Below are 21,599 nucleotides of genomic sequence, written 5' to 3' on the forward strand. Positions count from 1 at the left end.
GGTTATCCTCTTGCTGCCAGAGCGACCACGCGCTCGTAAGCCTGTCCACTGCGGATAGCGTTGAGCGCACGCTGTGCATTTTCACGCAGATCTTCATGACCGAATACTTTAAGCAGCATCGCCACATTGACGGCGACCGCTTCCTCATGGGCCTGCTGGCCATTACCCTGGAGTAAAGCCGTGAGAATGTCACGATTTTCTTCCGGCGTGCCGCCAGCCAGCGCTTCCTTAGGATGGAAGCCAAAACCGAAGTCTTCCGGCGACAGCTGATAGCGGGTGATTTCCCCGTCACGCAGCTCCGCCACATGGGTCACGTCGTGCAGCGCCACTTCATCCATCCCGCCGCCATGCACCACCGCTGCACGCTGATAGCCCAGCACTTTCAGGGTCTGCGCAATCGGCATCACCAGCTCCGGGCTGTAAACGCCAATCACCGCCAGCGGTGGACGTGCCGGGTTAATCAGCGGGCCCAGGACGTTAAACAGCGTCCGCGTTTTGAGCTGCTGGCGCACCGGCATCGCGTGGCGAAATCCGGTGTGATACTGCGGTGCAAACAGGAAGCAGACGTTGAGATCGTCCAGCGCCTGGCGTGCTTGCTGAGCCGGCATATCCAGATTGATGCCAAACGCCGCCAGCAGATCGGATGAACCGGACTTGCTGGAGACGCTGCGGTTGCCGTGCTTCGCCACTTTCAGGCCGCAGGTCGCCGCGACAAACGCACTGGCGGTTGAAATATTAATGCTGTTGCTGCCGTCACCGCCGGTTCCGACGATATCGGCAAAAGCGTAGTCGGGGCGCGGGAAGGGTTTGGCATCTTCCAGCAGCGCGGTTGCCGCACCGGCGATCTCTTCTGGCGTTTCGCCCCGGACTTTCATCGCAATCAGGGCTGCCGCCAGTTGAGTCGGCTCCAGCTGACCGGTAATAATCGCGCTGAACAGCTGATGACTCTCAGCCTGATTCAGCGTCTGCGCCTGGTAAAGTTTTTCCAGTGTCTGTTGCATAGTCATTCTCCCTGTTACTTCGCCAGCGCCCAGGCCAGCGTCTGCTCAAGCAGTCGCGCGCCCTGAGTAGTCAGGATGGATTCAGGATGGAACTGGAATCCGCATACCCGGTCAGTTTCGTGGCGAACCGCCATCACCATGCCGTTGTAGCTGGCATTGACGGTGAGTTCATCCGGCGTATTACTGCCGACCAGTGAGTGATAGCGTGCCACCGGCAGCGGGTTGCTCAGGCCGGCAAACATCGCCTCGCCATCGTGAACCACCGCGGAGGCTTTCCCGTGCAGGATCTCGCCAGCCTGACCGACATGACCGCCATATTCTTCAACAATTGCCTGATGGCCGAGGCAGATCCCGATAATCGGTAAACGGCCGCGCAGCGTCCGCAGCAGTTCAGGCATGCAGCCAGCCTCTTTCGGCGCGCCCGGACCTGGCGACAGCATCAGCACCGGATTTTCCATCTGCTGCAGGTGTTCAATTAACAGCGCCGCCGGCAGGTTGTTGCGGTAGATCACCACGTTGTGACCAAAGGTCCGCAGTTGGTCGACCAGGTTATAGGTAAATGAGTCGATGTTATCGAGCAGCAGAATATCGGCCATCAGAAGATCTCCTTGCAGTGATGTGCGGTTGCAATGGCGCGCAGCACGGCGCGGGCTTTATTGCGGCTCTCATCGGCTTCCGCCTGCGGATTCGAGTCCAGTACCACACCGGCACCCGCCTGAACGGTTGCTACCCCGTCTTCAACATAAGCAGAGCGGATGACGATGCAGGTATCCAGATCGCCATTGGCGGTGAAATAGCCGACCGCACCGCCGTAGCTGCCGCGGCGGGTACCTTCCGCTCCGGCGATTAGCTGCATGGCGCGTACTTTCGGTGCTCCGCTCAGGGTGCCCATGTTCATGCAGGCGCGATAGGCGTGCAGCACATCAAGATCGGCGCGCAGGGTGCCGACTACGCGAGACACCAGATGCATCACAAACGAGTAGCGATCAACCTTGGTCAGATCGGCGACGTAGCGGCTGCCCGGCACGCAGATACGTGCCAGATCGTTACGCGCCAGATCGACCAGCATCAGATGCTCCGCCAGCTCTTTATGATCAGTGCGCATCTCCAGTTCGATCCGGCTGTCCAGATCGCGGTCCAGCGAACCGTCCGCTTTACGACCGCGTGGACGGGTGCCAGCAATCGGGTAGATCTCAATCTGACGTGAGCTGGCGTCATACTTCAGCGAACTTTCTGGTGAGGCACCAAACAGCGCGAAATCCTGGTCCTGCATAAAAAACATATACGGGCTGGGATTGCTGTTTTTCAGCGTGTCGTAGGCGGCCAGCGGCGAAGGGCATGGCAGTGAAAAACGCCGTGAAGGCACCACCTGGAAGATTTCGCCGATGCGAATCGCCTGCTGCATGGTGCGCACCACCTCGCAATATTCTTCATCGCTCTGGCTGGTGGTCAGCGTCATCTGCTCAACCGTCTGAACCGGCAGCGCCGGAGCCGGCTGCAGCATCTGGCCATGCAGTTGCTCAATCCGGCGTTGCAGACGCTGGAATTCATTGGTCGACGGGCAGAACAGGCTGGCCTGCAGCCGCGCGCTGCGGGTCTGGTGATCGATCACCAGCAGCGTTTCCGCCAGATAAAAACAGTAGTCCGGGCAGCGCTGCTGATTCTCCAGCGGCGGCAGGGTTTCGAAGCCCGCCACCAGATCGTAAGCAAACAGGCCGCCTAACAGCACGGCTTCACGCTCATCGGCTGGCGAATTGACCAACTGGGGAATCAGACGCAGCGCGTCAAACACCGACAGCGCCTGCAGACGTGAATCTTCATCCTGCGGGCCGCTGCTCTGCGGGAAAGTCAGCTCGCGGCCATCGGGACGCACCTGATTATCGACGGAGCCGGGCAAAGCCGCGTCCAGCAGCGGCAGCAGCGCGCGGCCATTTTCTGACAGCGCCTGAATGGTCACCCGATTATCCAGCGCGCTGATACGCAGTGCGCTGTCGACAATCAGCAGGCTTTTGAGGTTCTTTTTGCTGTCGATATCGGCAGATTCAAGCAGCAGGGTTGCCGGGCGTGCGCCGCATAACTGATGAAACACTGCGGCCGGATCTTCGCGATAAGGTGCGTTGCCGGTAATCAACTTCACTGTAGGTTTCGCATTTGGCATGATGATTTCTCTGAATTTCGCTCAAAAAAAAGCCCGCTCGGTGGCGGGCTCAGGTATCTGCACAGCGTTTACGCAAGATGTGCACGACCACGTCGCCCGTGTTCGGGAACATCGCGCCACCAACCGTTAAAATGCGTGATTACAACAGCCATGATTGAATACCCGTTACGTGTGAACTTGTGTACTAGTTAACGGGTTCAGGGCGGAAATGTCAATACACTTTTTCACCGGCGGCTAAAATCGTTATCATGCTGGCCGGTTTAGTTTCCAGCAGGAGTTCTCTTGAGCGATATCGCCCGTTTCCCGGTTTATGATTTACACAGCCACACGCGGGCCTCGGATGGCTTTCTGACGCCGGCCGCGCTGGTACAGCGTGCGGTTGAGATGCGCGTAGGCGTACTGGCGATTACCGATCACGATAGCGTCGCTGGCGTGGATGAAGCCCGGCAAACGGCTATCGATCAGGCTTTGCCGATCAAAGTGCTGGCGGGCGTTGAGGTTTCCACCCTGTGGGAAAACCATGAAATTCATATCGTGGGATTAAATATCGATATCCGCCATCCGACCCTGGTCAGTTTTCTCGCCGGACAGCATGCCTGTCGGCAGGCGCGGGCGGAACAGATCGCCGAGCGGCTGGAGAAAGCCCGTATCCCGGGTGCGCTGGCGGGTGCGATGCGGCTGGCCGATGGCGGAGTGATCACCCGGGGCCACTTTGCCCGCTTCCTGATGGAGCAGGGCAAGGCGGATAATATGGCGCAGGTATTCAAAAATTATCTGGCGCGTGGCAAAACCGGCTACGTCCCGCCACAATGGTGTACAATTGAACAAGCTATTGATGCGATTCATCATTCTGGCGGTTGCGCGGTGCTGGCGCATCCCGGACGCTACGGCTTATCAGCGAAGTGGCTAAAGCGGCTGGTGGCCCATTTCCGCGAAGTCGGCGGTGATGCCATGGAGGTTGCACAGTGCCAGCAGGCGCCGAATGAGCGCACGCAGCTGGCGCAATACGCCAGAGACAATGCGCTGGCCGCATCACAAGGTTCTGATTTTCATCAACCCTGCCCGTGGATTGAACTGGGCCGCAAACTGTGGCTGCCCGCGGCGGTTGAGCCGGTATGGGAACGCTTCCCGGAACTGGCTCCCGGCGATTCAGGCACGGAAAGGTGACACGAGGTTTCTATGAGTCAATTGTTTCACATCCACCCGGATAACCCGCAACCCCGTCTGATTAACCAGGCGGTGGATTACCTTAATAAAGGCAGCGTGATCGTCTATCCGACCGATTCCGGCTATGCGCTGGGCTGCCGGCTGGAAGAGAAGGGCGCGATGGAGCGTATCTGCCGCATTCGTCAGCTGGATGGGCACCATAACTTCACCCTGATGTGTCGGGATCTCTCTGAGCTATCCGTCTATTCTCAGGTAGGAAATTCAGCCTTTCGTTTGCTGAAAAATAACACCCCGGGTAACTACACTTTTATTCTCAAGGCGACCAAAGAGGTTCCGCGTCGTCTGATGAATGACAAGCGGAAAACCATCGGGCTGCGCGTGCCGTCTAATCCGGTGGCGCTGGCACTGCTGGAGGCGCTGAATCAGCCGATGATGTCGACCTCGCTGATCCTGCCGGGTAACGACTTCACCGAGTCCGATCCGGAAGAGATCCAGCACAGCATTGGTAAGCTGGTTGATCTGATTATTGACGGCGGGACGCTGGGGCAACAGCCGACCACGGTGGTCGATTTGACCACCGATTCGCCGGAAATTGTGCGCGAAGGCGTGGGCGATACCCGCCCGTTCCTGTAACCAGAGCGGATCAGGCACCGCGTGTCGGTGTCTGCGCCAGATTTGCCTGCAACCAGTTCTTAAACTGGCCGTAGGGAATATAAAGTGAAACGTCTTTCAGAATCACTTTTCCATTACGGCCATTTTTAATTGCGTCAGAATAGCCAACAATAACGCCACCCAGCGTTTCATCGCTGTTATACACTCCGCCGCCCGACATTCCCTGCACTACGCCAGCATTAGATGCCATTGCCATGCAGGGACTTTTATTCCAGCCATTACGAATAGTGGTGCGGGCTAAATTAACCCCAGAGGATTCAACCGGCAGCGCGGAAATAAAACTGTAGCCGTACATTTTAACCGGATCGCCAATATCGCTACTGCGGAATTGGGCTAATGTTTTGGCATCATTCTTATGGTAGATAATCGCCAGATCGCAATAAGGATGATAAGACTTCACACGTTGCACGGCGGTTTTCGCGACGTGGGCGGCGGTCAGACTGTATTCAGGCGTCAGAGGGATACTGGTGCCGAGGGTACCGAGACCGAGGATCGTCGGAATGCCGGTCACGCTCATATCAACGTGCTGCATTGCGGTACGACTGTACTCGGTATGGCCCACGGAACACCCGGTCAACGCCAGCGCGGCAAGCGCTGGGCACAGAAAGCGGTTTCTCATGTTGGTATTCTTTTTCAGGCATGTCGTGAAAATCCCTGGTGAAGACTTCTGACATGCAATCAAGGTTCATCACTGAACCGTATTAACGCAACAACTCCGGATGCGCCGGTTTATTGGATTAATGTAAAAACACTATTTTTGTTAATGAATCTTTAAAGTTTTATTTTTCTACGCGCGCCCATTTTAACTGCGGGCACTGCGTTTATTGGTACTTCAGCGTCAGAGTTTACACCCATCATTGTTATGCACAATTAATTAAAACTAATATTAAGAAAATATCCTGAAAAATAAGGTGATAAACAAATCTGCGATGGGGTTACGCTACAAATTTTTATTTAACACATGGCTTATGGTGGATAAAATCAACTCATCAGAACTTTATTCTGGGCTGGAACGTAAAGGTAGATGAAATACGGCAGGATGAAAGCAGCGGAAGTGTAAGATACCGTGAATATTTTTCCGGCTGACAGATTGCTTCGGCGGAGGGCACAGTTCAGAAAATTTAAATTCCGCTGACTATAAAGTTTTTGGAAATCGCGTTTTATTCAGCATCTTTATTAATTATATCGCCCACGATGCACTCGCCAGTTTGCCCGACTTAACGGCGGAAAAAGTCAGCCAGACCGGCTATCCTTAAATTGACTCTGTTAACCACAAAGCGCGTTACATCAGGGGTAAATGTCTGTATAATGGGCCAAACTTTTTAAGTTAACCTATTGATTTAAAAAGATTTCCCACCCTACCGTGACGCCTGGGAAGGCGACAAAGAGGAAGCTCAATGAGCGAGAAGTTACAGAAAGTCTTAGCGCGTGCCGGTCATGGCTCGCGTCGTGAAATCGAATCTATGATTGCCGCCGGTCGTGTCAGCGTCGATGGCAAAATTGCCACCCTCGGCGACCGCGTCGAAAGCAGCAAATCCCTGAAAATCCGTATTGATGGCCATCTGGTCTCCATCGCTGAGTCAGCGGCGGAGGTCTGCCGGGTGCTGGCCTATTACAAACCGGAAGGCGAGCTGTGTACGCGTAGCGACCCGGAAGGACGCCCAACGGTATTTGACCGACTGCCACGCCTGCGTGGATCGCGCTGGATTGCGGTGGGTCGTCTGGATGTAAATACCTGCGGCCTGATGCTGTTCACCACCGACGGTGAACTGGCGAACCGTTTAATGCATCCGAGCCGTGAAGTAGAACGTGAATATGCAGTGCGCGTATTTGGTCAGGTTGACGATGACAAAATTCGTCAACTGAGCAAGGGCGTGCAGCTGGAGGATGGCCCGGCCGCCTTTAAAACCCTGCGTTTCGGCGGCGGTGAAGGGATCAACCAGTGGTACAACGTGACCCTGACCGAAGGCCGTAACCGTGAAGTGCGTCGTTTATGGGAAGCTGTCGGTGTACAGGTGAGTCGTCTGATGCGCGTGCGCTACGGTGATATTACCCTGCCGAAAGGGCTGCCTCGCGGTGGCTGGACCGAACTGGATCTGCCGGCGGTTAACTACCTGCGCAACCTGGTCGGCATGGATGACGAGACGGTGACCAAACTGGTGGTGGAGAAAGATCGCCGCCGTACCAAAGCGAACCAGATCCGTCGTGCGGTGAAGCGCCACAGTAAAGTGAGCAGCACCCCACGTCGTAATCCGGGCAGCAAACGCAACTCCGGCTAATCACGCTACCCTCGCTAAAAACGCAGCCCCGGGCTGCGTTTTTTTTTGCCTACCAGTCAATTCCCTGCTGTGCCTGAATGCCGGCATCAAACGCATGCTTCACCGGCCGCATCTCGGTAACAGTATCAGCCATCTCCAGCAAGCTGCGGTGACAACCACGACCGGTGACGATCACGCTTTGCCGGGCCGGACGCTGACGCAGAGCGTCAACCAGCTCCTCCAGCGGCAGATAATCCATGCTGATCATGTAAGTGATCTCATCCAGCACCACCAAATCCAGCGTCTCATCAGCCAGCATCCGTCTGGCGTGCTGCCAGACCGCCAGACAGGCCGCGGTATCCGTTTCCCGGTTCTGCGTCTCCCAGGTGAAACCGGTGGCCATCACCTGAAACTCAACGCCGTGTTGTTCGAGCAGGTTACGCTCGCCGTTCGGCCAGTCGCCTTTAATAAACTGAATAGCGCCCGCACGTTTACCGTGACCACAGGCGCGCAGGGCGGTGCCAAAGGCGGCGGTTGTTTTGCCTTTGCCGTTGCCGGTAAACACCATCAGGATGCCGCGTACCTCGTTGGCCGCGGCGATGCGCGCATCGACCTGCTCTTTTAACCGTTGCTGGCGTTGTTGATGGCGATCGTCGGCCATTATTCTGCCGCTCCCGGTTTCCTGCCTGGCTGAGCATCGAAACTGATACCGGTTTTACGTCGGCTGTCGTCGCCCATTAAATAGAGGTAGAGCGGCATCAAATCAGCGGGGGTTTTCAGTTTATTCGCATCTTCCTGCGGAAACGCGCTGGCACGCATTTTAGTGCGGGTGCCGCCAGGGTTGATGCAGTTAACCCGCAGCGCATGATTTTTGTACTCGTCAGCCAGCACCTGCATCATGCCTTCAGTGGCAAACTTGGAGACCGCATAAGCTCCCCAGCCGGCACGGCCCGTGCGGCCGACGCTCGAGGTGGTAAACACCAGCGAACCCGATTCCGACTTCAGCAGCAGCGGTAACAGCGCCTGCGTCAGATAAAAAGTGGCATCGAGATTGATTTTCATCACCTGCTGCCAGATCTGCGGATCCAGTTCCGCCAGCGGCACAATCTCACCGAGAATGCCGGCGTTGTGCAGCACACCATCCAGGTGAGAAAACTGCTGCGCCAGTTGGTGTGCCAGCTGTTGACAGCGTTCAGGCGTGGCCTCGGCCAGGTCAAACACCAGCGGGTGGGCAGGGCGTTTGTTAAGTTGATTAATGGTCTGTCCGACCTGTTGCAGCTTGTCAGCATTCCGTCCCAGCAGGATCACTTCGGCGCCATAGCGGGCGTAGGTCAGCGCCGCTTCACGCCCAATCCCCTCTGACGCGCCGGTGACCAGGATGATGCGATGATTAAGCAGATCGCTTTTCGGTTGATAATGCACGGTGGGATCCTCCAGCGAAAACAGCATGATTCCGCTTTATGCCTGAAATTGCGAATCGGCGCAATCGTCAACCGGCGCATTCTGTGCCAGCTGCTGGCATTTCAGGCGACGCATGGGGGCAAAACGGCTAAACTAGCCCATTGTCTCTAATTCTCTGTTTACTAAGGCGACACAATGGATCTTCTTTCGAGTTATGGACTGTTTTTAGCAAAAGTGGTGACGCTGGTGGTGGCGATTGCTGCAATTGTGCTGATTGTGATGAATGCCGCGTTGCGCAAACGAGGTCAGAGCGGTCAGCTGCGACTGACGCATCTGGGTGATGACTATCAACAGATGAAAGAGGACCTGCAGCTGGCGAAGATGAAACCGCAGGCGCAAAAAGTGTGGCTGAAGAATCATAAAAAATCGGAGAAGCTCAAAGCGAAGGCGGAAAAGCGGGCCGCGAAGCAGGGCGAAAGCGAAGTGAATAAACCGACGCTTTACGTGCTGGACTTTAAAGGCAGCATGGATGCCAGTGAAGTCACCTCGCTGCGTGAAGAAGTGTCGGCGGTGCTGGCCGTAACCCAGCCGGGCGATGAAGTGCTGTTACGGCTTGAAAGTCCTGGCGGCGTGGTACATGGCTACGGCCTGGCCGCATCGCAGTTGCAGCGCCTGCGCGATCACGGTCTGCAGATCACCGCTGCGGTGGATAAAGTGGCGGCCAGCGGCGGCTATATGATGGCGTGCGTGGCCGATCGTATCGTGGCGGCACCGTTTTCGATTATCGGCTCGATTGGGGTGGTGGCGCAGATCCCCAACTTTAATCGCCTGCTGAAGCGCAACGATATCGACGTGGAATTACATACTGCCGGCCAGTACAAGCGTACCCTGACCCTGTTTGGCGAAAACACCGATGAGGGACGGGAAAAGTTTCAGGAAGATCTGAATGAAACCCATCTGCTGTTTAAGCAGTTCGTTCATCAGATGCGTCCTTCTCTCGACATTGATAAAGTGGCGACTGGCGAACACTGGTATGGTCGCCAGGCGCTGGATCTCGGACTGATTGATGAAGTCGGCACCAGCGACGATCTGATTATCCGTCAGATGGATCGGTTCAACGTGCTGGGCGTGCATTACGCCCGTCGTCGTAAGATGATTGACCGTATGACACACAGTGCCGGGTCGGTTGCCGAGCGCCTGCTGCTTAAGCTCTGGCAGCGCGGCGAAAAGCCGCTGCTTTAATCGCTGACACAACATGACCCGACCCGGCCCTGTGCCGGGTTTTTTTATTCCAGGTGGTAAAGCGGTGACAACACCACGGCAAGATGTTTGAACACGTTGAACACCGTGGTGGTTCTGGCGGTGGGCAACTCATCTGCATCAAGGAAAAACGGTCCGCGAAACACCAGCACGTCACCTTGCTGAATCACCTCATCCGCCTGCATACCGGCAAAATAATCGTCATGTTGTTTGATTAACGCATTGGCTTTTTCCAGCAATTCCTGGCGTGAAATAGGTTGGGTTAATGTCTTCATTGTTTGCTCCTTTTTTGACAGCACCATAATCCTTTCTATATTACTTGCGTGTCGCATTGTGTGACAAATCGGCGTAACGGCGGAAAAATTGGCGGAAATTTAACCTGAGTGCTAATTAAGTTGCGTAACAGATTTTATCAGGTAGAGTGTGGGCGATTCCGATTTCAGGGATTTTGCACCGGGATGTGTGATTATTTCAGATGGAAAAAGCGCTTTTTATCATGCAGTTGCATATCGCCACGTCGTCTGATCTGAGATTGACCCCTCCGCCTTGAAATGTTAAACAGGCGCAGCAATATTGAACCCGATGGGTTTTTGGGCATCCAATCCTCTCCCGTTAAGCAGGATGTTTTCATTAGGTAAAGGTAAATATGGGTAAAGCACTCGTTATTGTTGAGTCCCCGGCAAAGGCCAAAACAATCAATAAATACCTCGGCAGTGACTACGTGGTTAAATCCAGCGTCGGTCATATCCGGGATCTGCCGACCAGTGGTTCAACCGCCAAGAAAAGTGCTGACGCCTCGACAGATAAAAAAGTCAAAAAAGTCAAAAAAGATGAGAAAGCAGCACTTGTCAGCCGGATGGGCGTTGACCCTTATCACGGCTGGGAAGCGGACTATCAAATTCTGCCTGGCAAAGAAAAAGTGGTTGCCGAACTTAAGGCGTTAGCCGCCAGCGCTGACCACATCTATCTCGCAACCGACCTTGACCGCGAAGGGGAAGCCATTGCCTGGCACCTGCGGGAAGTGATCGGTGGCGACGATAAGCGTTTCAGCCGGGTGGTGTTTAACGAAATCACCAAAAATGCGATTCGTCAGGCGTTTGAAAAGCCGGGCGAACTGAATATCGATCGGGTTAATGCTCAGCAGGCGCGCCGCTTTATGGACCGCGTGGTGGGCTACATGGTGTCACCGCTGCTGTGGAAAAAAATCGCCCGTGGCCTTTCCGCCGGACGCGTGCAGTCGGTTGCCGTGCGGCTGGTGGTGGAGCGTGAGCGCGAGATTAAAGCGTTCGTGCCGGAAGAATACTGGGAAGTTAACGCCGCGCTGACCACGCCGAAAGGCGACGAACTGTCGATGGACGTCACCCACAAAGGGGATAAGGCGTTCCGGCCGGTCAATCGTGACGAGACCTATGCCGCCGTTGCACTGCTGGAAAAAGCGCGCTACGAGATTGTCGATCGCGAAGATAAGCCGACCAGCAGCAAGCCGGGCGCGCCTTATATCACCTCGACGTTGCAGCAGGCCGCCAGTACCCGTCTCGGCTTTGGCGTGAAGAAAACCATGATGATGGCGCAGCGCTTGTACGAAGCCGGCCACATTACCTATATGCGTACCGACTCGACCAACCTGAGTCAGGATGCGGTCGCCATGGCACGTGGCTATATCGAAAGTCAATTCGGTAAAAAATACCTGCCTGAATCGGCCAACACTTACGCCAGCAAAGAAAATTCGCAGGAAGCGCACGAAGCGATTCGTCCTTCTGATGTGGAAGTGGTGGCGGAACAGTTAAAAGATATGGAAGCGGATGCGCAGAAACTTTATCAGCTGATCTGGCGCCAGTTTGTCGCCTGTCAGATGATGCCAGCGCAGTACGACTCCAGCACCATTACCGCCACTGCAGGTGAATTTAAGCTCAAGGCGAAAGGCCGTACGCTGCGCTTCGACGGCTGGACTAAAGTGATGCCGGCGCTGCGTAAGAATGATGAAGATCGTACCTTACCTGCGGTCAGCGTAGGTGATGTGCTGGATCTGCAACAGCTGCTGCCCGGCCAGCACTTCACCAAGCCACCGGCGCGCTTCAGCGAAGCTTCACTGGTGCGTGAGCTGGAAAAACGCGGTATTGGCCGTCCATCGACCTACGCTGCTATTACCTCGACCATTCAGGATCGCGGTTATGTGCGGGTTGAGAACCGCCGTTTCTATGCGGAAAAAATGGGTGAAATTGTTACCGATCGGCTGGAAGAGAACTTCCGTGAGCTGATGAACTACGATTTTACCGCGCATATGGAAAACAGCCTCGATCAGGTGGCTAACAACCAGGCGCAGTGGAAAGCGGTGCTGGATAACTTCTTCAGTGACTTTACTCAGCAGCTTGAGCGGGCAGAGAAAGATCCTGAAGAGGGCGGCATGCAGCCTAACCAGATGGTGCTGACCTCGATTGACTGCCCGACCTGTGGCCGCAAAATGGGGATTCGTACCGCCAGTACCGGGGTTTTCCTCGGTTGTTCTGGCTATGCGTTACCGCCAAAAGAGCGTTGCAAACAGACCATCAACCTGATTCCGGAAAATGAAGTTCTGAATATTCTGGAAGGGGATGATGCTGAAACCAACGCTCTGCGCGCCCGTCGTCGTTGCCAGAAGTGTGGCACCGCGATGGACAGCTATCTGATCGATAACGAACGTAAGCTGCACGTCTGTGGTAACAACCCGGAATGCGACGGCTACGAAATCGAACAGGGTGAGTTCCGCATCAAAGGCTATGACGGCCCGGTGGTTGAGTGCGAGAAATGTGGTTCCGAGATGCACCTGAAAATGGGTCGCTTCGGCAAGTACATGGCCTGTACCAACGAAGAGTGTAAAAACACCCGTAAGATTCTGCGTAACGGTGAAGTGGCACCGCCGAAAGAAGATCCGGTCCCGCTGCCTGAACTGGCGTGCGAGAAGTCGGATGCCTATTTCGTGCTGCGCGACGGCGCTGCCGGGGTCTTCCTGGCGGCTAATACCTTCCCGAAATCGCGCGAAACCCGTGCGCCGCTGGTGGAAGAGTTACAGCGCTTCAGTGACCGTCTGCCAGAGAAGCTGAAGTACCTGGCCGAGGCACCGGCTACCGATCCGGAAGGCAATAAGACGCTGGTCCGTTTCAGCCGCAAAACCAAACAGCAGTACGTCTCCTCTGAAAAAGAGGGCAAAGCGACCGGCTGGTCCGCCTTCTACATTGATGGCAAATGGCAGGAAGCGAAGAAGTAATCCTATCAGGCCAGCACTCGCTGGCCTTTTTCTGAGCCTTATATCAATCCGTTCTACAATCACACTTAAAATGATATAGTGGTTATAGCATTTCCGACCTTTCCTGATGCATGGCTTTTCTTCACCCTGTTAAGGCGACAATACGTCAACCGGGGATGCGACTCTGTAACTTACCGGGATGGAATAGATATGAAATTACAGCAGTTGCGCTATATCGTCGAAGTGGTTAATCACAACCTTAATGTCTCTTCGACGGCGGAAGGACTTTACACCTCGCAGCCTGGCATCAGTAAACAGGTCCGGATGCTGGAAGATGAGCTGGGGGTACAGATTTTTGCCCGCAGCGGTAAACACCTGACTCAGGTGACGCCAGCCGGTGAAGAGATTATCCGCATTGCGCGTGAAGTGCTTTCCAAAGTAGATGCGATTAAATCCGTCGCCGGTGAACACACCTGGCCGGACAAAGGGTCGCTGTATGTGGCAACCACCCATACTCAGGCGCGCTATGCACTGCCAGGCGTAATTAAAGGCTTCATTGAGCGCTATCCGCGGGTATCGCTGCATATGCATCAGGGATCGCCGACGCAGATTGCCGAAGCGGTATCCAAAGGCAATGCGGACTTCGCGATTGCAACCGAAGCACTGCATCTGTACGACGATTTGATCATGTTGCCGTGCTACCACTGGAACCGGGCGATTGTAGTGACGGCTGACCATCCGCTGGCCGGAAAAGGGCAGGTGACGATAGAAGAGCTGGCTGAATACCCGCTGGTGACCTACACCTTTGGCTTTACCGGGCGGTCAGAGCTTGATACCGCATTTAACCGTGCCGGCTTAACGCCACGCATTGTTTTCACCGCCACCGACGCTGACGTTATCAAAACTTACGTAAGATTAGGTCTTGGCGTCGGGGTTATTGCCAGCATGGCGGTCGATCCGGTCTCAGATCCTGACCTGATTCGTATCGAAGCGGCGGACATTTTCACCAACAGTACCACCAAGATCGGCTTCCGTCGCAGCACCTTCCTGCGCAGCTATATGTATGATTTTATCCAACGTTTTGCGCCGCACCTGACGCGTGATGTGGTTGATACCGCCGTGGCATTGCGTTCGAACGAAGATATTGAGGCAATGTTTAAGGACATCAAACTGCCGTTTAAATGAGTCTGATACTCATTAATGATTTTAAAGGCTGCCGCTGGCGGCCTTTTTTATTGCCAGATGTTAGCGCCAGATGAGACTCAAAAGTTTTTATTATTTTTTTGTAAATGAAACATCGATCACATGTTTTCGGTTTGGTCTTTCTTAAATGCGAATTACTACACATTTTTTACCTTGCCGCTTTGCGGGACGCCAGGAATATTCCCATACTCCAGTTAAGACCTGATGAAAAGCCCGCTGATATCAGGTTCTTTAATCCGCTCTTTAGTTTTGAATGGTCCTAAACGTAAATTAACTCAAATTTACAATGTGATCGTTTAATTAAAAGTTTGTTCCGCGGTTAATGATTTCTTACGTGATTAGGCCTTATTGATTAATAGCGTTAATCGTTTTACTCAATAAAAATAACTGGATTTTTGGCCTTAACGCGTTTAGGATTCGTCCTAAATCTTAATCGTTGTTATCAATCATTTTGTTGAGAGTGATTATCAAAAACTATGAATACACGACTGACTGTACAACCGGGCTTCCCGGCAAAAAGCACCAAGGTTGAGCGCACTGGCAACACCCGCCGCAAAGCCTGGCTGACCGTATTCGCTGCCTCAGCGCTGTTCTGGGTAGTTGTTGCATTAATGATCTGGCGTATCTGGGGCTAAAGCCATGTGGGCAAACACACTCAGCCATAAACGTTCTTTGACTGCGCGTCAGCACAAGCCCGCTTCCTGTAAAGGAAAAGAGCCGCTTGCAAAGGACGAAAAAGTGTCTATCCCCGATTCCTGGGATTTGAGTGATAACCAGCGACACTTTATCGAGTCGTTCCTGGACCCTAAAACTAAATAACGCTGTTTGCTGTACCGTTTATTATTCTTACTGCTCTTTGCTCTTCTTTCCGGTTTCTCCGGCGGGCACGTTAAAAGCCCAACTCCACACTCAGTAACACAAACGGGTTTCATCCTTAGTGGATGATCGCAGGCCTTTGTACGCCAAATTCAGGCGAAGGAGTGAACTAAAATGAATATCATAAAAATGTCCTGGCTTAGCGCATATGCCTTTTGCTTTGCGTTCTGGTCTGCGGCGGTGTGGATCACGCTCTGATTTGAATTAAATCACCTCTTTCTGATGCCTCGTCTCCGGACGGGGCATTTTCGTTTCGGCCGATTGTAGCAATTTGTGTTGTAATCAAAACGTTAACGAATTTGTGGTCTATCTTTAACATAAACCTTTAACTCTCTGAGGTTTAAAGACCACGATTATAAAGGAGGAGCTATGTCGTCTACCCTACGCGAGCAGAGTCAGGAAATACTGCAGGTCGACAATAAAAATTATCACATCTTCAGTCTTCCCCACGCTGCTCAACACCTCGGTAACATTGATCGCTTACCCAAATCCCTGAAAGTTTTGCTGGAAAATCTGCTGCGCTGGCAGGATGGCGATTCCGTGACCGCGGAAGATATCCAGGCGCTGGTTGACTGGCAAAAAGATGCGCATGCCGATCGGGAAATCGCCTACCGTCCTGCACGAGTATTAATGCAGGACTTTACCGGTGTGCCGGCGGTGGTCGATCTGGCGGCAATGCGTGAAGCCGTCAACCGGCTGGGCGGCGATGTCGCGAAGGTAAATCCCTTGTCGCCGGTTGATCTGGTGATTGACCACTCGGTCACCGTTGACCATTTCGGTGATGATGACGCGTTTGAAGAGAACGTCCGGCTGGAGATGGAACGTAACCACGAACGTTACGTCTTTTTGCGCTGGGGCCAGAAAGCCTTCGATAAATTCCGCGTGGTTCCGCCTGGCACCGGTATCTGCCACCAGGTCAACCTGGAGTATCTTGGCAAAGCGATCTGGCACGAAACCCTGAACGGGGAAGAGTATGCCTGGCCCGACACGCTGGTCGGCACCGATTCACATACCACCATGATTAATGCGCTCGGCGTGTTGGGGTGGGGCGTGGGCGGCATTGAAGCGGAAGCGGCGATGCTCGGCCAGCCGGTATCAATGCTGATTCCGGATGTCGTGGGCTTTAAACTCACCGGCAAATTACGCCCGGGCATCACCGCCACCGATCTGGTGCTGACGGTTACCCAGATGCTGCGTAAGCACGGCGTGGTAGGGAAATTCGTGGAGTTCTATGGCGACGGACTGGCCGATCTCCCGCTGGCTGACCGGGCAACCATTGCGAATATGGCGCCTGAATATGGCGCAACCTGTGGCTTCTTCCCGGTTGATGAAGTGACCCTGAGTTATATGACGCTCACCGGGCGTGAAGCTGAACAGGTGGCGCTGGTTGAGGCCTACGCCAAAGCGCAAGGCCTGTGGCGCAATCCGGGCGATGAGCCACGTTTTACCAGTACTCTGGCGCTGGATATGAACGATGTGGAGTCGAGCCTGGCCGGGCCTAAACGTCCGCAGGACCGGGTATCACTCGGTGACGTCCCCGCCGCCTTTGACGCCAGTAATGAACTGGAGGTCAACCACGCTCAGAAACCCCATAAAGCGGTCGACTATACCGACAGCAATACCGGACTGACCCACACGCTGACCGATGGCGCAGTGGTGATCAGCGCCATTACCTCTTGTACTAATACCTCCAACCCCAGCGTACTGATGGCCGCCGGGTTACTGGCGAAAAAAGCAGTTGAGCGGGGCCTGAAACGACAGCCCTGGGTGAAAGCTTCGCTGGCACCGGGATCAAAGGTGGTGTCTGATTATCTGGCCGTGGCGCAGCTGACCTCATATCTCGACCAATTGGGCTTTAATCTGGTCGGCTACGGCTGCACCACCTGTATCGGCAACTCCGGGCCGCTGAAAGATGAGATTGAATCGGCGATTAAGCAGGGCGATCTGACGGTCGGCGCCGTGCTTTCAGGTAACCGAAATTTTGAAGGCCGTATCCATCCGCTGATCAAAACCAACTGGCTGGCATCGCCGCCGCTGGTGGTCGCTTATGCGCTGGCGGGTAATATGAAGATCAACCTCCAGACCGATCCACTTGGGCACGATCGTAGCGGCCAGCCGGTCTATCTGAAGGATATCTGGCCATCGCCAGAAGAGATCTCCACTGCGGTGCAGCAGGTCACCAGCGACATGTTCCACAAAGAGTACGCCGAGGTGTTTGACGGCACGCCAGAATGGCAGCAGATCAAGGTGAGTGAAGCCGCGACCTACGACTGGGACGAAGGCTCAACCTACATCCGGCTGTCGCCGTTCTTTGATGACATGGAGAAAGAACCTAAGCCGGTGCAGGATATTCGTGGCGCGCGGGTGCTGGCGATGCTGGGCGACTCGGTCACCACCGACCACATCTCCCCGGCCGGCAGTATCAAGGCTGAAAGCCCGGCGGGGCGTTATCTGCTGGCGCACGGGGTAGAGCGCAACGACTTCAACTCTTACGGTTCCCGTCGCGGTAACCATGAAGTGATGATGCGCGGTACCTTTGCCAATATCCGTATTCGCAATGAGATGGTACCCGGCGTAGAAGGCGGGTATACCCGTCACTATCCGAGCGGCGAGCAACTGGCTATTTACGACGCGGCGATGAAGTATCAGGCGGAAGGCGTGCCGCTGGCGGTCATCGCCGGTAAAGAGTATGGATCGGGATCGAGTCGCGACTGGGCGGCGAAGGGACCACGCCTGCAGGGCGTGCGGGTGGTGGTTGCCGAATCATTTGAACGTATTCACCGTTCGAATCTGATTGGCATGGGGATACTGCCACTGGAGTTCCCGCAGGGCGTAAGCCGTAAAACGCTGGGGCTGACCGGGGAAGAGCGCATTGACGTAGAGAACCTGAGCGCGCTGACGCCAGGCTGTACGGTGAAAGTGACGCTAACCCGCGCTGATGGCAGTAAAGAGGAGCTGGATACCCGCTGCCGCATCGATACCGGCAACGAGCTGACCTATTACCGTAACGACGGCATCCTGCACTACGTGATCCGTAACATGCTGGACTAACAAAAAAGCCGGGGAAACCCGGCTTTTTAATTTAAGACTTCGGCAGTATATGCCCCATCTTTTCCGCTTTAGTGTCCAGATAGTGCGCGTTCTTGGGATTGCGACCCACTACCAGCGGCACCCGCTCAACAATGTTAATCCCCGCCTCGCTGAGGATCTCCACTTTACGTGGATTATTCGTCAGCAGACGCACTTCATTTACGCCGAGCAATTTAAACATATCAGCGCACAGCGTGAAGTCGCGTTCATCGGCGGCAAAACCGAGTTGATGGTTGGCTTCAACCGTGTCGTAGCCCTTATCCTGCAACGCATAGGCGCGGATCTTATTCAGCAGGCCGATGTTGCGTCCTTCCTGGCGGTGATAGAGCAACGCGCCGCGACCCTCTTCAGCGATGGCATTCAACGCCGCTTCCAGCTGGAAGCCACAGTCGCAGCGCAGGCTGAATAGCGCATCACCGGTCAGGCATTCGGAATGAACGCGCGCCAGCACCGGCTCGTTGTCATTAATATCGCCAAAGACCAGAGCAACGTGGTCATGTCCGGTTGCCAATTCTTCGAAACCGACCATCAGGAAATCTCCCCATGGCGTGGGCAGTTTGGCTTCTGCCACCCGTTTAAGCTGCATGTGACTCTCCAGAACCTTCAGAGGATGCACTATCATCATGATAGCGCACAGGCCAGTGTGGCCTGACAAACGTGCAATATTGTGCCACAACCCAGCGGCGCGCTGGTAATCTGTCAGAACAATTGGTGTGATAAAGCACAATTATCTAATCAAAAGCGGTTATGTTATTCTTTTTTAAGCTAAAGTTATGCTGGTTTCGCTGTTTGTCGTCGATATAAGGGAAAAGGATGTATAAAATTTCGCGTCGTACCACCTTCGGGATGTTACTGCTGTTAATTATGCCGATCGGTGTCTGGTTATCAGGCTGGCAATGGCAACCGGGTGAAAGCAACGCGATGTTGAAAGGCCTGTTCTGGATGACCGAAACGGTGACCAATCCGTGGGGAATTGTGACCAGCGTGCTGTTGAGCGCATGGGTGTTATGGTGCCTGCGTTTTCGCCTCAAACCGGCCATCCTGTTGTTGTTGATCATGAACGCCACCATCCTGGCCGGACAGTACACCAAATCTTTCATTAAAGAACAGGTGCAGGAGCCGCGTCCGTATGTGATCTGGCTGGAACAGCACCACGGTCTTGACGACAAAGCGTTTTATCAACTGAAGCGCAAGCAGCGCGGCGAAATGGTCACCGCGTTAATTGCGGATGAGACCCGGATACCCGGCTGGCTGAAGCGCCACTGGGCCTTCGAAACCGGTTTCGCCTTTCCTTCGGGTCATACCATGTTTGCCGCCAGCTGGGCCTTGCTGGCGATCGGGTTGCTGTGGCCGCGTCGCCATTACAAAACGGTAGTGATTGTTTTTCTCTGGGCGATGGGCGTTATGGCCAGTCGTCTGCTGCTTGGCATGCACTGGCCGCGCGATCTGGCGATGGCTACCGTGCTGTCGTGGCTGCTGGTTACCGTCGCGACCTGGCTGGCCCAGCGCGTCTGTGGTCCACTCAGCCTGCCGCCGGCGGAGCAAAAAGAGGTGGCGCAGCGGGAACCCTGATTGTAATTCGCCATAAAGTCCCCATATTATTGATCGGGCTGGCGTAAAAGCGGGCCGTCCGATGCTGCTGGGAGCAGCATTTTTGCTGGAGTTTTGGCATAATTCTACCTGACAACCTCACAACAGGATGCACTGTGAAATATTTGCTGATTTTTTTAGTGGTATTGGTCATTTTCATCATCTCCGTCACGCTAGGCGCGCATAACGACCAGGTTATTACCTTCAACTACCTGCTGGCGCAGGGTGAGTTCAGCATTTCGACCTTACTGGCAACCCTGTTTGGTGCAGGTTTCGTGCTCGGCTGGGTGATCTGCGGTCTGTTCTGGTTACGCACCCGCGTTTCGCTGGCCAATGCCAATCGAAAAATTAAGCGTATGCAGACGCAGCTTGAGCAGAGCACCGTGGTAGCGACAACGCCATCTTCACCGGCTGGCCGGGAATAAACATCGATGCTTGAGCTGCTGTTTCTGTTACTGCCGGTTGCGGCTGCGTATGGCTGGTATATGGGCCGCCGCAGTGCGCAACAGGACAAGCAACAGGAAGCTAACCGTCTGTCACGCGAATATGTCGCTGGCGTAAACTTCCTGCTCTCCAATCAGCAGGATAAAGCGGTCGACCTGTTTCTCGATATGCTGAAAGAGGACAGCGGCACCGTCGAGGCGCACCTGACGCTGGGCAACCTGTTTCGCTCGCGTGGTGAAGTCGATCGCGCCATCCGCATCCATCAGGCGTTAATGGAAAGTGCCTCCCTCAGTTATGAACAGCGACTGCTGGCGATCCAGCAGCTGGGACGCGACTACATGGCGGCCGGGCTGTATGACCGCGCAGAGGATATGTTTAAGCAGCTGACGGATGAAACCGATTTCCGCATCGGCGCGCTGCAGCAGCTGTTGCTGATCCATCAGGCGACCAGCGACTGGCAGCAGGCGATTGAAGTGGCAGAGCGGCTGGTCAAGCTGGGCAAAGATAAGCAGAAAGGCGAAATCGCTCATTTTTATTGCGAACTGGCGCTTCAGGCGATGAGCAGCGACGACCTGGATCGCGCCATGAGCCTGCTGAAGAAAGGGGAGGCGGCCGACCGTCAGAGCGCGCGCGTCTCGATTATGATGGGCCGTATTCTGATGGAGAAAGGCGACTACGCCAAAGCCGTCGGTCACCTGCAGCGGGTACTGGATCAGGACAAAGAGCTGGTGAGTGAGACGCTGTCGATGCTCGAAACCTGCTTCCAGCGGCTCAATCAACCTGAAGCCTGGGCAGAGTTCCTGCAACGCTGCGTCGAAGAGAATACCGGTGCCGCAGCCGAACTCTATCTGTCAGATATTCTTGAACAGCAGCAGGGGCCGGAAGCGGCGCAGAACTACATTAACCGCCAACTCCAGCGCCACCCGACCATGCGGGTATTCCATCGCCTGATGGATTTCCACCTGCACGAAGCGGAAGATGGCCGCGCCAAAGAGAGTCTGATGGTACTGCGCGACATGGTCGGCGAACAGATTCGTACTAAACCGCGCTATCGCTGCCAGAAGTGTGGCTTTACTGCCCATGCACTCTACTGGCATTGCCCATCGTGCCGCACCTGGTCATCGGTTAAGCCGATTCGGGGCCTTGACGGCCAGTAATTACCGCGCCTTACAGTGCGCTGCCAACCTGTTTAATAGTTACAACATACTAAAGGATATTTACTGAACCCCAATGCGGCAACGGTGCACGCAACGTCA

General features: G+C 54.6%; 17 protein-coding genes, 1 pseudogene and 1 other annotated feature. Of the genes and pseudogenes, 11 read left to right on the forward strand and 7 right to left on the reverse strand.

What is annotated here, in order from left to right; all coding sequences use genetic code 11:
• Positions 1-2: 2 nt before the first annotated feature.
• Together trpD and AABB92_RS04430 are read right to left on the reverse strand one after the other, a co-directional pair.
• Positions 3-1,597, reverse strand: a pseudogene (gene trpD / locus AABB92_RS04425) (bifunctional anthranilate synthase glutamate amidotransferase component TrpG/anthranilate phosphoribosyltransferase TrpD).
• Positions 1,597-3,159 (reverse strand): anthranilate synthase component 1, encoded by a 1,563-nt coding sequence (locus tag AABB92_RS04430; protein ID WP_031374562.1) that lies wholly within the window; start codon positions 3,157-3,159, stop codon positions 1,597-1,599. The pseudogene trpD and the gene AABB92_RS04430 overlap by 1 nt, the downstream one beginning before the upstream one ends.
• Before the next feature lie 23 nt (positions 3,160-3,182).
• Positions 3,183-3,287 (reverse strand) — a sequence feature (Trp leader region).
• A 154-nt stretch (positions 3,288-3,441) separates the two neighbouring features.
• On the opposite strand from AABB92_RS04430, the gene rnm reads away from it, so the two are divergent.
• Positions 3,442-4,326 carry an RNase RNM gene (gene rnm, locus AABB92_RS04435; protein ID WP_031374561.1) on the forward strand — a complete coding sequence of 295 codons (885 nt, stop codon included), beginning with the start codon at positions 3,442-3,444 and terminating at the stop codon, positions 4,324-4,326.
• 12 nt (positions 4,327-4,338) lie between these two features.
• Positions 4,339-4,959: an L-threonylcarbamoyladenylate synthase gene (locus tag AABB92_RS04440; RefSeq protein WP_031374560.1), complete on the forward strand. Its 621-nt coding sequence runs from the start codon at positions 4,339-4,341 to the stop codon at positions 4,957-4,959.
• A gap of 10 nt (positions 4,960-4,969) precedes the next feature.
• On the opposite strand, the gene AABB92_RS04445 is transcribed toward AABB92_RS04440, so the two are convergent.
• On the reverse strand, positions 4,970-5,617 hold the full coding sequence (locus AABB92_RS04445) for a serine protease (RefSeq protein WP_031374559.1): 648 nt from the start codon (positions 5,615-5,617) through the stop codon (positions 4,970-4,972).
• A gap of 778 nt (positions 5,618-6,395) precedes the next feature.
• Between AABB92_RS04445 and rluB the strand changes: the two genes are divergently transcribed.
• Positions 6,396-7,277: a 23S rRNA pseudouridine(2605) synthase RluB gene (gene rluB, locus AABB92_RS04450; protein ID WP_031374558.1), complete on the forward strand. Its 882-nt coding sequence runs from the start codon at positions 6,396-6,398 to the stop codon at positions 7,275-7,277.
• Positions 7,278-7,326: 49 nt separating this feature from the next.
• Here the strand turns inward: rluB and cobO are convergent, their stop codons facing one another.
• Positions 7,327-7,917 (reverse strand): cob(I)yrinic acid a,c-diamide adenosyltransferase, encoded by a 591-nt coding sequence (gene cobO / locus AABB92_RS04455; RefSeq protein WP_031374557.1) that lies wholly within the window; start codon positions 7,915-7,917, stop codon positions 7,327-7,329.
• Positions 7,917-8,678: a YciK family oxidoreductase gene (locus tag AABB92_RS04460; protein ID WP_031374556.1), complete on the reverse strand. Its 762-nt coding sequence runs from the start codon at positions 8,676-8,678 to the stop codon at positions 7,917-7,919. The genes cobO and AABB92_RS04460 overlap by 1 nt, the downstream gene beginning before the upstream one ends.
• Before the next feature lie 174 nt (positions 8,679-8,852).
• Here AABB92_RS04460 and sohB point away from each other — a divergent pair, with 174 nt between their 5' ends.
• The gene (gene sohB, locus AABB92_RS04465) at positions 8,853-9,899 is read left to right on the forward strand and encodes a protease SohB (protein WP_031374555.1); all 1,047 of its coding nucleotides are present in this window, start codon (positions 8,853-8,855) and stop codon (positions 9,897-9,899) included.
• A gap of 44 nt (positions 9,900-9,943) precedes the next feature.
• Here the strand turns inward: sohB and AABB92_RS04470 are convergent, their stop codons facing one another.
• The gene (locus AABB92_RS04470) at positions 9,944-10,192 is read right to left on the reverse strand and encodes a DUF2498 family protein (RefSeq protein WP_031374554.1); all 249 of its coding nucleotides are present in this window, start codon (positions 10,190-10,192) and stop codon (positions 9,944-9,946) included.
• A gap of 371 nt (positions 10,193-10,563) precedes the next feature.
• On the opposite strand from AABB92_RS04470, the gene topA reads away from it, so the two are divergent.
• From topA to acnA, 4 genes are all read left to right on the forward strand, one after another.
• Positions 10,564-13,161: a type I DNA topoisomerase gene (topA, locus tag AABB92_RS04475; protein WP_031374553.1), complete on the forward strand. Its 2,598-nt coding sequence runs from the start codon at positions 10,564-10,566 to the stop codon at positions 13,159-13,161.
• Between the two features lie 189 nt (positions 13,162-13,350).
• Positions 13,351-14,325, forward strand: coding sequence for an HTH-type transcriptional regulator CysB (cysB, locus tag AABB92_RS04480; RefSeq protein ID WP_009089966.1), 975 nt, complete (start codon positions 13,351-13,353; stop codon positions 14,323-14,325).
• Positions 14,326-14,819: 494 nt separating this feature from the next.
• Positions 14,820-14,978 (forward strand): YmiA family putative membrane protein, encoded by a 159-nt coding sequence (locus AABB92_RS04485; RefSeq protein ID WP_071778593.1) that lies wholly within the window; start codon positions 14,820-14,822, stop codon positions 14,976-14,978.
• Positions 14,979-15,588: 610 nt separating this feature from the next.
• The gene (acnA, locus tag AABB92_RS04490) at positions 15,589-18,270 is read left to right on the forward strand and encodes an aconitate hydratase AcnA (protein ID WP_342550263.1); all 2,682 of its coding nucleotides are present in this window, start codon (positions 15,589-15,591) and stop codon (positions 18,268-18,270) included.
• Positions 18,271-18,301: 31 nt separating this feature from the next.
• Here the strand turns inward: acnA and ribA are convergent, their stop codons facing one another.
• The gene (ribA, locus tag AABB92_RS04495) at positions 18,302-18,895 is read right to left on the reverse strand and encodes a GTP cyclohydrolase II (RefSeq protein ID WP_031374552.1); all 594 of its coding nucleotides are present in this window, start codon (positions 18,893-18,895) and stop codon (positions 18,302-18,304) included.
• Between the two features lie 227 nt (positions 18,896-19,122).
• Here ribA and pgpB point away from each other — a divergent pair, with 227 nt between their 5' ends.
• From pgpB to lapB, 3 genes are all read left to right on the forward strand, one after another.
• Positions 19,123-19,881 carry a phosphatidylglycerophosphatase B gene (gene pgpB / locus AABB92_RS04500; RefSeq protein WP_031374551.1) on the forward strand — a complete coding sequence of 253 codons (759 nt, stop codon included), beginning with the start codon at positions 19,123-19,125 and terminating at the stop codon, positions 19,879-19,881.
• A gap of 134 nt (positions 19,882-20,015) precedes the next feature.
• Positions 20,016-20,324 (forward strand): LapA family protein, encoded by a 309-nt coding sequence (locus AABB92_RS04505; protein WP_031374550.1) that lies wholly within the window; start codon positions 20,016-20,018, stop codon positions 20,322-20,324.
• 6 nt (positions 20,325-20,330) lie between these two features.
• On the forward strand, positions 20,331-21,500 hold the full coding sequence (lapB, locus tag AABB92_RS04510; RefSeq protein WP_031374549.1) for a lipopolysaccharide assembly protein LapB: 1,170 nt from the start codon (positions 20,331-20,333) through the stop codon (positions 21,498-21,500).
• The last annotated feature ends 99 nt before the right edge of the window (positions 21,501-21,599 follow it).

This window comes from Pantoea brenneri, assembly GCF_038594305.1.
Taxonomy (GTDB): domain Bacteria; phylum Pseudomonadota; class Gammaproteobacteria; order Enterobacterales; family Enterobacteriaceae; genus Pantoea; species Pantoea brenneri.